The organism is Variovorax sp. OV700, from assembly GCF_900099805.1.
GTDB lineage: Bacteria > Pseudomonadota > Gammaproteobacteria > Burkholderiales > Burkholderiaceae_C > Variovorax.
In genome coordinates this window covers 690099-702520 of the sequence record NZ_FNDR01000002.1, presented here as the reverse complement: position 1 = coordinate 702520, position 12422 = coordinate 690099, and the positions used below count along the sequence as shown (strand labels likewise).

Here is a 12422-nt window from a genome sequence, read left to right as displayed (position 1 = left end):
GCTGGCGAAGTCCGTAGCGAGAATGCCAGCCCGGGGGCCTGCCGCGCGCCCATATCAACCCACATCCCGCAATCGAAGTGCTCGTCGTCTTCCTCGTGGGACGACGTCCTCTCGTCAAAGGAGGGCTTCATCAGAAAAGAGAACTCCTGCTCGACATCGCACCGCTGGTGGCATGTGCGGCGACTCCGCTCGTCCGCTGGACGATTTTGGAGATCTGCCATCCTGGTAATTGAATTGTCCTGGAATATTTCAATTCAATGCAGAACCCATCCTGATGAGCTGCTTGCTGAAAGCTTGACGCATAAAATCGCTTGGTGTTACCATTGCGCACTCTTTTGTCAAAAAATAGTCTCGTGAAACGAATTTCAAATAAACCTTCTGAAGAGGTCGGCACGGAGATTGGCGAGAAGCAAGGGTATCATCATGGAAATCTCAGAGAGGCTTTGATTAAAAGCGGATTAAAAATACTTGGAGAAGAGGGGATAGAAAGGGTTACGTTGAGGGCTGTAGCTCAATACGCAGGGGTCTCGCAGGCGGCAATCAGAAATCACTACAGAGACAAAAATTCTTTGCTCGCAGCAATGGCTGCCGCTGGACATTTTGAACTATCGAGGCGTAGATTTCGTAGGCGAGGACGGCTTGCAAAGCTGGAAGACGTCATAAACCTGATATTCTCCAATTACGTAGAATTCGCAATTGAAAATCCAGATTTGTTCCGCCTAATGTTTGCGTATAAAAGCTTGCGGAGGCGGGAGTATTCCGATCTGGAGGGTAACTCGAGAAGAGCGCTGCACAGTTTGATGGACTTGCTCTCGGAAGCCCTCGCTCAGGAGGGAATTCTGGACCACGACATTGAGTCGTTGACCTTCAAAGTGTGGAGTGCGATGCATGGCGTCGCGATGCTTTCAATCGACGGCCAGTATGAAAAAATCACTGGTAACGGGGCATTGATCGCACAACACTGCCGTGAGCTTGCTCGGATAATTTCGGTGGGAACGATCCAGGTGGAAAGACTGAAGCAGTCGAGCGGGCGTCTTGCAAATTAGGAAACTCCTCCCTTGTATTTTCACAAAAATAACTGGAGCTTGAGTTTCACGGAGATGGCAAGAAATGGCAGCTGCCACTGATTATATGGACAAGGAAGTGTCGAAATGAGCTCGTCGGATGTCGTGGGTGTGGATAAATTAAACCAGAATACGGACGAGTCCAAGCGAGGGGGCTATCATCACGGAAATCTTCGTGAAGCACTTGTTCGGTGTGGTATAGAAATTTTGAATTTGGAAGGTTTTGATGCCCTTAGTTTGCGGCAGGTGGCCAGAGATGTAGGAGTTTCTCAGACCGCTCCCTTGCACCATTTCCCCTCAAAAGTAGATTTCTTGGCAGCGGTCGCCGCGCAGGGATTTCGCATGATGTTTGAGCAACGAATTGTTGCGCTCAAAGGCGTCACGGATCCACGCGAGCGACTTCTCAGTGTGATGTTGGCGCATTTGCATTTCTCGACAGGACATCCTGCGTTGTTTCGCGTGATGTATGGTTCCTATATTCCCGCCAAGTCACATTTTCCTGAACTGGAGCAGGCAGCCTCTCGTTCTTATGGGATATTGGAAACGGCCGTTGGCGACTATCTGAGCGATCGGGGCAAGAGCCTTTCCCGCGTGAGACCAGCCTCGCTGGCTGTTTGGACGGCATGCCATGGCTTGGCGACGATCATGGCTGACCGCCAGAATGCTTGGGACATCATCGGCCACGACCCGATCAAAATCGGGCGCGACGTGTTTGGCATCTTCATCGCCGGCCTGGATCAGCAGGCCTGAAATGGGGATGCCCCCCATTCTTTCAGCCCGGCAGTACCTCGAACAACCCAGCCGCGCCCATGCCGCCTCCGATGCACATGGTGACCACGACGAATTTCACGCCGCGGCGGCGTCCTTCCTGCAGGGCATGGCCAGTCATGCGGGCACCGGACATTCCAAAAGGATGGCCGATGGCAATGGCGCCGCCATTGACGTTCAATCGATCATTCGGAATGGAGAGCCTCTCCGCGCAATAGAGCACCTGCACTGCGAAGGCTTCGTTAAGTTCCCACAGCCCGATGTCTTCGGTCCGTAGACCGGTCTTGCGAAGCAGTTCGGTAACGGCGGGCACAGGGCCAATCCCCATCTCGTCGGGGGCGCAGCCCGCGATCGCAAAACCCCGGAACAGGCCCAGCGGCTTCAAGCCGCGCCGGGCTGCGATGTCGGCATCCATGACCAAGCAAGCAGCGGCGCCATCCGAGAGTTGGCTGGCATTGCCCGCAGTCACTGTGCCGCCATCGCGCACGGGCTTCAAGTTCGCTAGCGTCTCAGCGGTTGTATTGGGACGGGCGCCCTCGTCGCGGGTCAGTTCGACTGTTTCTTCCCAGCTCTTGCCATCGCGATCTTGTCTGAGCGCTGTCGTGGTGATGGGAACGATCTCCTCGTCGAACATGCCTGCCCGCAAGGCTGCGGCGTAGCGCTGTTGGCTTTGCGCAGCGTAGGCGTCTTGACGTTCTCGCGAGATTTCGTAGCGGCGCTGAATTACCTCCGCAGTGTCCAGCATGGGCAAGTACACCTGGGGTGCATGGGCCGCCAGCCATGGCTCTTCGCGCATGTGCTGGTTTGTATGCTCACGCACGCAACTGACAGACTCGGTGCCGCCGGCGATCGCGACGTCCAGCGCGCCCACCTGGATGGCATGGGCTGCAATTGCGATGCTCTGCAGTCCTGAGGAGCAGTAGCGGTTCACCGTCATCCCGGGCACGCTTTCGGGTAAGCCTGCGGCCAGTGCACTGATGCGCCCGATGTTGAAGCCGTTGGCTCCCTCCGGGAAGGCGCAGCCCATCAGAACGTCGCCGACCTCCGCCGGATCGATGCCAGCGCGCGCGACCGCATGGCGCACCACGTGCGCACCCAGCGTGCCGCCGTGTGTGAGATTCAGCGCGCCCCTGAACGCCTTGCCGATGGGCGTGCGGCTGTAAGAGACGATGGCGGCATCAGGCATGAACAGATTCTCCGAGTGATGATGGTGCGGCCGAGACCGCCACCTGGTGGAGGGGGAAGCCGGCACCGTGAGTGTGGAAGTCACGCAGGGCCTCGATGGCTGCAGCTTCCCCCGGGAAAACAGCCAGCCCGCCGCGGGCAAAGGCTTCGCGGACATGCGGGTGCGGGCTGTAGAACACGACCGGCTTCCCGTTGTCGCGCTGCGCCTGAACGGTTTCGCGCACGAAGCGCGGCAGGTCGTAGCTGGGCCCACCGATTGCTAGCAAGCCGAGAGCCAAGGAGTCCACATGAGCGTCTTGCAGAGCGACTTGGACGACCCGTCCCAGCAAGCTTGGGTCGGCCAGCAGCATGGCTGTAAGGTCCAGCGGGTTGCGATTGAGAGAGAAGTCGGGCAACAAATCTGCGAGAGCGTCGCGGGAAGCATCACTGAGTTCGGCCAGGCGCAGACCTTGCGCATTCGCCTGGTCGGCGGCCAACACACAAGAGGCTCCAGAGTTGCTGACAAGGACCAGGCGAGGCTGGGCTGGCGGCGCCCGGCTGACGTGTTGCGCACCGAGGTACAAAGGCGCTGCCTGCACGAGTTCGGCCAAGCCGGCCACAGTGCGACAGCCATGTTGCTCGAACATCGCATCCAGCGCGGGGTCTGAGGCCCCCGGGGAGCCGGTGTGAAGTTCCGCCGAGCGGCGAGCGTCAGGTGAACGGCCGGCGCGGACTGACACCACGCGCACGCCGCAGGCCTGTGCAGCGTCAAGCGCCGCCGCCATGCGCAGCGGGTCGGGCACGTTCTCCAGATATAGCAGCACAAGCTTCACTCCCGGCGATCGAGCCACTGCGTCCACGAAGTCCGCGGTGTCCAGGTCCGCCTCGTTGCCGGTAGCCGCCACACAGCGGACGCCCCAGCCAGCCTGCCGCAGCAGTGCATAGGCGGACACGCCAAAGGCGCCGCTTTGGGAAACGATGGCGATGGGGCCATCCTCGGGCGCATGGTCGGCGTAGATCGAAGCAAAGGAAAGGATGGCGCCGCTGTTGAAGCTGGCCACCCCAATGCTGTTGGGGCCGACAAGTCGCACGCCGCCCTCCCGGCAGATCTTCAGCAGGCGTTCTTGACGCTGGCGGCCCTCATCGCCCACTTCCGCGTAGCTGGAAGCGAACAACACGGCGTTCGGCACCTTGAGACGAGCGCACAGCTCAAGCTGCTCCTCGACCTGGTCCGCACCGACGCACAACACCACGGCATCAGGCACTTCAGGCAACTGGTCCAGCGAGGCATAGGATGGCAGTCCTTGGATGGTCTGCGCGCGGGGGTTCACGGGATAGATGTTGCCCTGGAAACCTTGTTCTCGTAGGTAGACGATAGGACGGCCGCCAACCTTGTTCGGGTTGTCCGAGGCGCCTACTACTGCGACAGAACGGGGTGCGAGCAGACGCTCGAGGTCAGCTGGTGGGCGGGCAGAGGGGGCATTGGCCATGGCCTTGAGGCGTGCTTTGAGCAGCTTGCCGGTAGGTGATGCGGGGAGTTGAGCCAGCAGGCGGATATCGCGCGGCAGTTTGTAAGGTGCAAGGCGTTCGCGCAGGAAGGCGGTCATCGCTGCGGTGTCTACTTTCTGTCCGGCAATCGGCTCGACGAACGCGACCACCTCCTCATCGCCAGGCACGGTGCGGCCCACCACAGCGCATTGCGCGACGCCGGGAAAGGCCGCGATGGCGCGTTCGACCTCGGCGGGATACACGTTGAATCCACTGCGGATGATCATTTCCTTTATGCGACCGGCGATCTGCAGATCGCCCTCGGACCCAAAAAACCCGATGTCGCCGGTGTGCAGCCAGCCGCGCGCGTCGATGGCCTCGCGCGTCTGCTCGGGCGCGCGGAAATAGCCCCGCATCACATTGGGACCGCGAACGCACACTTCGCCAGGCGTACCGCAGGCGAGGGCGTGACCGTTGCCGTTCTGGACTTCGACCTCGATGCCCGGGATGGGCCAACCGGCTGTCACTTCGAGCGGCGGCGCATATCCAATGGTGCGTGCGACGACGGGCGCCGCTTCGGTCAGGCCATAGCCATGATGGAGGTGCACGCCAAGCATCGACTCGGCTTGCGCCTTTCGCGTAGCGTCCACCTGCGAGCCGCCGATGTAGGCCAGCCGCAAGCGGTTGGGTCGCAGGCTGCGTCCGGTCTGTGTCTGCCATTCGTGCAGTCGTGCGTACATTGCGGGCACGCCCTGGAACACGGTGATCACGCCATCGGCAATGGCCTCGGCCAACTTCTCTGCTGAATAGCGCGTGACCAGATGCAAGGTAGCGCCTACCTGCAGACCGCACAAGAGCGCTGAAATCAGGCCGAAGGAGTGAGAGATGGGTAACGCGTGGAAGGCCACGTCTCCGGGCAGCAGCACCTTTTGTTTGAGGGAAGCATCCATTACGAAGCGCAGGTTGGCGTGCGTAAGCATCACCCCCTTCGGCTCCCCCGTGCTACCCGAGGTGTAGATCATCAGCGCAACATCCACGTTCGCGTCCGGCTCAGTACCCGGTGCCACGTCGATTGCCAGTGCTCCTAGCGGGAAGGCGGCATCGGTAGGAGCGCTCAGGCGGCTCGCGTGGGTCGCTGCCGACGCGGAGCCAGCGCAGTCGTAAAAGACGAAGCGGGGCTCGCAATGCGCACGAATCGCGTCAATCTCGCCCGCCGACATGCGGCCATTCACAGGAACAGCCCATCCTCCTGCCCGGATGCATCCCAGCAGTGCCACCACCGTCTGGGCACTGTTCTCTCCGACCAGCATCATGCGATGGCCCGGGATCAGTCCGAGGTTGGCCAGTGCCTGTGCGGTCTCGTCGATGCGAAGGTTCAGCTCGGCGTAGCTCAGGGCAGTACCGTCCTCCAGTACCAGTGCCGGGTGGTCGCCGCGTCCTTGCGCAACAACAGCGTCGACGATTCGATCAGTAGAGGACACGGTAGTTTTTTCCTTGCTCATTTCTTTGCGACGGGCGGGCGCGTCTGGTGCGAAGCAACAGGCTCAGCGGCCTCAACGCAGCGACTTGTCACGTTGGTCCTGGTTGCGGATGGCTTCGCGCATTTCGCGCCAGGCAGCGTCGTCCAGATCGGCCAGGTCCGTGAAGGAGGCGCCGTTTTGCCGGTGGCCGGCGCCGTCGATGGCAATGGTCTCGCCGTTGATCCAGTCAACGCCATCGGCCATCAGGAACACGGCCAGGTTCTGCAACTCCGACATTCGGCCCAACCGGTTCATGGGATTGCGCACCACGCCGTCTTCCCACTGCGCTTTGGGGCTGAGGCGCTTGTTGGCACCCTCGGTAGGGAAGATTCCAGGAGCAATGGCGTTGAGACGGATGCCGTAGCGTCCCCATTCGATCGCAAGCGACTTGGTCATCACGTCAATACCGGCCTTGCTCATCGCGGAGGGGACGACGAAAGGCGCGCCTGTGCGCACCCAGGTCACCACGATCGAGATCACCGAGCCCTTGTGTCCGTCCGCGATCCAGCGGCGGCCGACGTGGTGGGTCATGTAGTAGGTGCCGTGCAGCACCGTGTTGGCCACGGCGTCAAAACCACGCGGCGACACGTCTTGCGTACGGCTGACAAAGTTGCCGGCGGCGTTATTGACAAGACCATCGAGCGGACCGCTGTCGCGCCAGATCGCATCGACCATCGCGTCCACGGCCTCGGCGCTGCGTACATCTGTCACGTGCGTCTTGACGGTACCGCCGTGACGCTCCATCAGTGCCGCCGCGGCTTCCTCCAGCACCGCCTGCCGGCGGCCGCAGATATGCACCTCGGCGCCCAGCTCCAGATATTTTTCCGAGATTTCGCGGCCCAGGCCGGAGCCACCGCCAGTGACGAGGATGCGCTTGCCGCGCAGCAGTTGTGCTTGGAACATGTGAACGGTCCGTCAAGTTGTGAAAAAAAGGGGTCGATACTCACTCGAGAACAATATTCTTGGCGCGAATCAGTGGTTCCCACGCAGCCCGCTCGTGCGCGATATACGTGGAGAACTCCGTGCTGCTCAGAGGCTTGGGAATCACCATGCCGAGCGCCTCGAACTGCTTCCGGAATTCAGGGTCCGCGCCGGAGGCAGCTACCGCCGCGTTCAGCCGTTGCACGACGGACTCCGGCGCTTTCTTGGGCACCATCAGGCCGAACCACGTCGTCACTTCGAAGTTGGGGTAGCCGCTTTCGGCCACCGTAGGGACATCTGGCAGGGCGGACAGACGCACCTTGCTCGTCACTGCCACCGCGTGCAACTTGCCGCTCTTGGCCAGGGCCATCGCGCTGCCAGCTGGGTCGGCAGCAAACTGGATATCGCCGGACATCAATGCCACGTGAACTGGCGAACTGCCGTTGTAGGGCACGTGCAGCATCGAAATGCCGGCTTCCTGCTGCAGCAACTCTCCAGCCAGGTGCGGCGAGCTGCCCGTGCCTGTGGAACCGTAGTTGAGTTTGGCGGGGGTGTCCCGTGCGGCCGTGATGAGGTCGCTCAGTGTCCTGTGTGGCGATTTGCCGCCTACCACCATGAGCATCGGCGTCAGTGCGATGCGGGCGACCGGAGCGAGCTCCTTTTCGGGGTTGTAGGTCAGCTTCGGGTACAGCAGAGGATTGAGTACTGCCGTCGCGCCCGTGGCAAACAGCACCGTATAGCCGTCCGGGTCGGCGCTGCTCACGATCTTGGCTGCCAATGCCGTGTTAGCGCCGGGCCGGTTCTCCACGATCACGGGCTGCCCCAGGTGGGATCGCATGCGCTCGGCCAGGGCCCGTGCCAGCACATCGGTGATCCCTCCAGCGGTGTAGGGCACCACCAGCCGCACGGCCTTGTTCGGATACGCGCTCTGGGCGCGCGCGCTCAGCGCGGCGGCGCCCAGCGCCAGGCAGGCAAGGGACAGTGTCAGACGAGAAAGAAGTGTGCGGCGGCTAAACATGGATGACTGTCTCCAGGGTCGTTCTGATGGTGTGCATCACACTGCACTTCGCATGAATCTTATCAACGAACAGTTAAAAGAACTAGAGATCTTGCAGGAAATCATGCATGCATAGGGGATTGCCCCAGTGGCGATGGCGGTTCTGAGCAACTATCAACTTATCTCTGATAAGATCAAGCCGTCTTTTGCTAACGAGGATTGATCGTGATCGACAAGGCATTCGTGGGGCGCGTGTTGCCTCGCTTCGAGGTGCTCGCCGAGTGCGGGGCGGTATCTGCCTTCCTGCGTGCCACCGCGGCGCCCGGCTGCCAAGCGGCGCAGGAGGGGTCGCAACTTCCGCCCACCTACCTGTTCTGTCTGGAAATGCAGGGGCCTGATCCTGCGGCGATGCGCAAGCTGTTGGGAATCGACATCGGGCGGGTATTGCATGGCGAGGAACTCTTCGTCTATCACGCCCCTGCGCATGTGGGCGACCTGTTGGCTTTCGAGCCGCGAATAGCCGACATCTACGACAAGCGTGCCGGCGAACTGGAGTTCGTCGTGCGCGAGACGCGCGTGTGGCGTGGCGAAACGGCCATCGCCACGTTGCGTAACACGACGGTGGTGCGCAATGGCTGAAGGAGTCGCGGACATGAGGATGCCGAACGTCGGCGACGAACTGCCCCTGTGGGTGTCGAGGCCCATCACCCGTCACACGTTGGCGCTGTACTGCGGTGCCTCGGCAGACTACAACCCGATCCATGTGGATATCGACTTCGCGCGTGCGGCCGGAATGCCCGACGTGTTCGCGCACGGCATGCTGTCCATGGCCTACCTGGCCCATGTGCTCACGCAGTGGGCGGGCGTCGGGGCCATCCGAAGCTACGGCGTCCGCTTCGTCGCCATCACGCACGTTGGCGACGTCATCACCTGCCGCGCGCAGGTCGCCGAGCACTTCAGCGAGGCTGATGAGCCACGCGTCCGACTGACCCTTGCCGCAAGCGATCAGCAAGGGCAGGTCAAGGTTCAGGGCGAGGCCGTCTTGGCTGCGCCCCTACGCTGACTTCGGCCCTTCGGTGTCACTCCCTCCACTTCCATCGTATGAACATTCCGACAGACAACTATCAGGACATCCGTGACGCTGTGCGCGCCCTGTGTGCCGAATTCCCCGATGAGTACCACCGCCAGATCGACGAAGAGCGCGCCTATCCCGAGGCCTTCGTCAACGCGCTGACCAAAGCCGGTTGGCTGGCCGCGTTGATTCCGCAGGAGTACGGTGGCTCCGGCCTGGGCCTGACCGAGGCGTCCGTCATCATGGAGGAGATCAATCGCTCGGGAGGCAACTCCGGCGCGTGCCACGGCCAGATGTACAACATGGGCACGTTGCTGCGCCATGGCTCCGATGCGCAGAAGCAAGAGTACCTGCCCAAGATCGCGAGCGGCGAGTGGCGTCTGCAGTCCATGGGGGTGACCGAACCGACCACGGGTACCGACACCACCAAGATCAAGACCACCGCCGTCAAGAAGGGCGACCGCTACGTCATCAATGGCCAGAAGGTGTGGATCAGCCGCGTGCAGCATTCGGACTGGATGATCCTGCTGGCGCGCACGACGCCGCTTGCCGAGGTCAAGAAGAAGAGCGAGGGCATGTCGATCTTCATGGTTGACCTGCGCGAGGCCGAGCGCACCGGCATGACGGTGCGGCCGATTCGCAACATGGTCAACCACGAGACCAACGAGCTGTTCTTCGAAAACCTCGAAATCCCGGCCGAGAATCTCATTGGCCGGGAAGGGCAGGGTTTCAAATACATCCTGGATGGCCTGAACGCCGAGCGCACGCTGATCGCGGCCGAATGCATCGGCGATGGCTACTGGTTCATCGACCGAATCACACGCTATGTGAAGGATCGGCAGGTCTTCGGTCGCCCGATCGGCCAGAACCAAGGCGTGCAGTTCCCGATCGCCGACGCCTATATCGAGCTCGAGGCGGCCAACCTGATGCGCTTCAAGGCCTGCGAGTTGTTCGACGCGCGCCAGGCCTGCGGCACCCAGGCCAACATGGCCAAGTACCTGGCGGCCAAGGCCAGCTGGGAAGCCGCCAATTGCTGCCTCCAGTTTCATGGTGGCTTTGGCTTCGCCGCGGAGTATGACGTGGAGCGCAAGTTCCGCGAGACACGCCTCTATCAGGTGGCGCCGATCTCGACCAACCTGATCTATTCGTACGTGGCCGAGCACGTGCTTGGTCTGCCGCGCTCCTACTGAGAACGCACTCACACACAAACAGCCGATTGGAGCAAACAAGCATGAGCAAAATGGTTGAAGGCAAGGTAGTCGTAGTTACCGGCGCAGGGGCGGGTATAGGGCGCGACTTGGCGCTGGCACTGGCACAGGAGGGCGCTAGCGTCGTAGTGAACGATGTGGGCGACGCGGCGCACGCGGTGGCGCGCGAGATTGCCGATGCTGGCGGGCGCGCTCTGGCCAGTATTGGCAGCGTCAGCGAGGCGGACAGCGCATCGCGCATCATTGATGGCGCGGTCGAACATTTCGGCCGCATCGACGGCGTTATCAACAACGCCGGCATCCTGCGCGATCGCATCTTCCACAAGATGAGCACGGACGAATGGGACGCTGTGATCAAGGTGCACCTGTACGGCAGCTTCTACATGAGCCGCGCCGCAGCCAACCACTTCAAGGAGCAGGGCAGCGGTGCCTTTGTGCACATGACCTCGACCTCGGGCCTGATCGGCAATTTGGGCCAGGCGAACTACAACGCGGCCAAGATGGGCATCGCAGCACTGTCCAAGACCATTGCGCTGGACATGCAGAAGTTCAATGTGCGCAGCAACTGCATCGCGCCCTTCGCATGGACCGCGATGACCAGTTCGATCCCGACGGACACCCCGGATCAGAAGGCGCGCGTCGAGAAGTTCAAGCAGATGACGCCGGCCAAGATCGCACCGCTGGCCGTGTTCCTGCTCAGCGACGCGGCCGCCGACGTGAATGCCCAGGTGTTCACCGTGCGTAACAACGAGGTCTTCCTGATGAGTCAGCCGCGGCCGCTTCGCTCGGTGCACCGCCAGGAAGGCTGGACCGCGAAGAGTCTGGCCGAGCACGGCATTCCGGCGCTGAAGGCATCGTTCGTGCCGATGGATCGTTCGGCTGATGTGTTCAGCTGGGACCCGATCTGAGTCTTGCACGCTCGTCATGGACCTGCCGCTGCCGCCCTCCGCCGATATCGATCTGGCACGCTGGATCCGTCCGGGCGACGGCGTGCTCTGGGGCCAAGCCAACGCCGAGCCGCTGACGCTGGTCAGCGCGCTGGCCGACCAGCACGCTCGTTTGGTCGGTTGCAAGGTGTTCCTTGGCATTCACCAGTCCGGACTGCTCACGCCGGAGCACGCTGGCGCGTTGCGATTTAGCGCTTACTGCGGCAGCGCCGCCAACCGCCGTCTGGCCGACGCGGGTGTGTTGGACCCGCTGCCCGCGCCTTACTCGAGCTTCCCGGCGCTGATCCGCGCAGGGGTGCTGAAGGTGGATGTGCTGCTGCTGCAGGTGTCGCCGGCCGACGCCCAGGGACGGCACAGCCTGGGATTGGCCTGCGAATACCTTGCGAGTGCGCTGGATGTCGCGCGTGTGGTGATCGCCGAGGTGAACGACCAGGTGCCCTGGACCGAGGGCGACACTTGGTTGGACGCGCGTCGCATCGATGTCGCCGTGACCGCCTCCTACGCACCGTTGAGTACGCCGGAAACCCGAACCGGTCCGGTCGAGCGAGGGATTGCCGCGTACGTGGCCGACCTCGTGGAAGACGGCGCCACGCTGCAATGCGGCTTGGGCGCTGTACCCGAAGCGGTGCTCGCTGCGCTGGGCCAACATCGGCGGCTCGGCGTGCATTCCGGCACTGTGGGCAATGGCGTGATGACGCTGATGCAGGCCGGCGCGCTCACGAATGAGGCCAAAGGCCGCGACTTCGGCGTCGGGGTCGCGGGCGTGCTCATGGGCAGCAGCGCGTTGCACCGCTTCGCCCATCGCAACCCGGCACTGGCACTGCGCAGAACCGAATACACGCACAACCCCGAGGTGTTGGCCTCTCTGAGCCGTTTCACGGCCATCAACTCCGCGATCGAGGTGGATCTGACGGGGCAGGTCAATGCCGAACTGGCGAGCGGCTCCTACGTTGGCGCGGTCGGCGGCGCGGGCGACTTCCTGCGCGGCGCGCATCGCAGTCCGGGCGGCCTGCCCATCGTCGCGTTGCCGTCCACCGCGGGCAGCCGAAGCCGAATCGTGGCTCGACTGTCGGGTCCGGTCAGCACCTCGCGCAGCGATGCTGGCGTGTTCGTGACCGAGCACGGCGTTGCCGACTTGCGGGGGCTGACTTTGTCTGCGCGCATCGAGCGGATGCTGAGCATCGCCCATCCGGACCAGCGGGCCGCGCTGGAGCAGCAGGCCGGGGCGCCGCTGCACGGCGCCGCCTGACCTGCTTCTTCTCTTATTTCATTC

11 protein-coding genes are annotated in these 12422 nt (G+C 62.2%); 7 read left to right on the top strand and 4 right to left on the bottom strand.

Annotation, left to right across the window (positions count from 1 at the left end; all coding sequences use genetic code 11):
• The first annotated feature begins 353 nt into the window (after positions 1 to 353).
• Together BLR24_RS07030 and BLR24_RS07025 are read left to right on the top strand one after the other, a co-directional pair.
• Entirely contained in the window at positions 354 to 1046 is a 693-nt protein-coding gene (locus BLR24_RS07030; RefSeq protein ID WP_175543209.1) for a TetR/AcrR family transcriptional regulator, read from the top strand.
• Positions 1047 to 1151: 105 nt separating this feature from the next.
• Complete coding sequence (locus tag BLR24_RS07025; RefSeq protein ID WP_093014594.1) at positions 1152 to 1814, top strand: TetR/AcrR family transcriptional regulator; 663 nt, start codon at positions 1152 to 1154, stop codon at positions 1812 to 1814.
• 22 nt (positions 1815 to 1836) lie between these two features.
• Here BLR24_RS07025 and BLR24_RS07020 read toward each other — a convergent pair whose 3' ends face one another.
• From BLR24_RS07020 to BLR24_RS07005, 4 genes are read right to left on the bottom strand one after another with little or no spacing between them, the layout of a single operon-like run.
• On the bottom strand, positions 1837 to 3018 hold the full coding sequence (locus BLR24_RS07020) for an acetyl-CoA C-acyltransferase (RefSeq protein WP_093014591.1): 1182 nt from the start codon (positions 3016 to 3018) through the stop codon (positions 1837 to 1839).
• Positions 3011 to 5986, bottom strand: coding sequence for an AMP-binding protein (locus BLR24_RS07015; protein ID WP_093014588.1), 2976 nt, complete (start codon positions 5984 to 5986; stop codon positions 3011 to 3013). Before BLR24_RS07015 ends, BLR24_RS07020 begins: the two co-directional genes overlap by 8 nt.
• 51 nt (positions 5987 to 6037) lie before the next feature.
• Positions 6038 to 6907 carry an SDR family oxidoreductase gene (locus BLR24_RS07010; protein ID WP_093014585.1) on the bottom strand — a complete coding sequence of 290 codons (870 nt, stop codon included), beginning with the start codon at positions 6905 to 6907 and terminating at the stop codon, positions 6038 to 6040.
• 40 nt (positions 6908 to 6947) lie between these two features.
• Entirely contained in the window at positions 6948 to 7943 is a 996-nt protein-coding gene (locus BLR24_RS07005) for a Bug family tripartite tricarboxylate transporter substrate binding protein (protein ID WP_093014582.1), read from the bottom strand.
• A 204-nt stretch (positions 7944 to 8147) separates the two neighbouring features.
• Between BLR24_RS07005 and BLR24_RS07000 the strand changes: the two genes are divergently transcribed.
• The 5 genes from BLR24_RS07000 to BLR24_RS06980 are packed head-to-tail and all read left to right on the top strand — an operon-like array spanning position 8148 to position 12398.
• Positions 8148 to 8561: an FAS1-like dehydratase domain-containing protein gene (locus tag BLR24_RS07000; RefSeq protein WP_093014841.1), complete on the top strand. Its 414-nt coding sequence runs from the start codon at positions 8148 to 8150 to the stop codon at positions 8559 to 8561.
• A gap of 13 nt (positions 8562 to 8574) precedes the next feature.
• Positions 8575 to 8985, top strand: coding sequence for a MaoC family dehydratase (locus BLR24_RS06995; protein WP_093014838.1), 411 nt, complete (start codon positions 8575 to 8577; stop codon positions 8983 to 8985).
• 38 nt (positions 8986 to 9023) lie between these two features.
• Entirely contained in the window at positions 9024 to 10184 is a 1161-nt protein-coding gene (locus BLR24_RS06990; protein ID WP_093014578.1) for an acyl-CoA dehydrogenase family protein, read from the top strand.
• Between the two features lie 50 nt (positions 10185 to 10234).
• Positions 10235 to 11110 (top strand): SDR family NAD(P)-dependent oxidoreductase, encoded by an 876-nt coding sequence (locus tag BLR24_RS06985; protein ID WP_093014835.1) that lies wholly within the window; start codon positions 10235 to 10237, stop codon positions 11108 to 11110.
• A 16-nt stretch (positions 11111 to 11126) separates the two neighbouring features.
• Positions 11127 to 12398, top strand: a complete 1272-nt coding sequence (locus BLR24_RS06980) for an acetyl-CoA hydrolase/transferase family protein (protein ID WP_093014575.1) — start codon at positions 11127 to 11129, stop codon at positions 12396 to 12398.
• Positions 12399 to 12422: the final 24 nt, after the last annotated feature.

Bases quoted from the DNA above. Each gene is read 5' to 3' on its own strand.
- BLR24_RS07015 (WP_093014588.1), bottom strand. From the start codon at position 5,986: ATGAGCAAGGAAAAAACTACCGTGTCCTCTACTGATCGAATCGTCGAC.
- BLR24_RS07020 (WP_093014591.1), bottom strand. From the start codon at position 3,018: ATGCCTGATGCCGCCATCGTCTCTTACAGCCGCACGCCCATCGGCAAG.
- BLR24_RS06985 (WP_093014835.1), top strand. From the start codon at position 10,235: ATGGTTGAAGGCAAGGTAGTCGTAGTTACCGGCGCAGGGGCGGGTATA.
- BLR24_RS06995 (WP_093014838.1), top strand. From the start codon at position 8,575: ATGAGGATGCCGAACGTCGGCGACGAACTGCCCCTGTGGGTGTCGAGG.
- BLR24_RS07025 (WP_093014594.1), top strand. From the start codon at position 1,152: ATGAGCTCGTCGGATGTCGTGGGTGTGGATAAATTAAACCAGAATACG.
- BLR24_RS06990 (WP_093014578.1), top strand. From the start codon at position 9,024: ATGAACATTCCGACAGACAACTATCAGGACATCCGTGACGCTGTGCGC.
- BLR24_RS07005 (WP_093014582.1), bottom strand. From the start codon at position 7,943: ATGTTTAGCCGCCGCACACTTCTTTCTCGTCTGACACTGTCCCTTGCC.
- BLR24_RS07010 (WP_093014585.1), bottom strand. From the start codon at position 6,907: ATGTTCCAAGCACAACTGCTGCGCGGCAAGCGCATCCTCGTCACTGGC.
- BLR24_RS06980 (WP_093014575.1), top strand. From the start codon at position 11,127: ATGGACCTGCCGCTGCCGCCCTCCGCCGATATCGATCTGGCACGCTGG.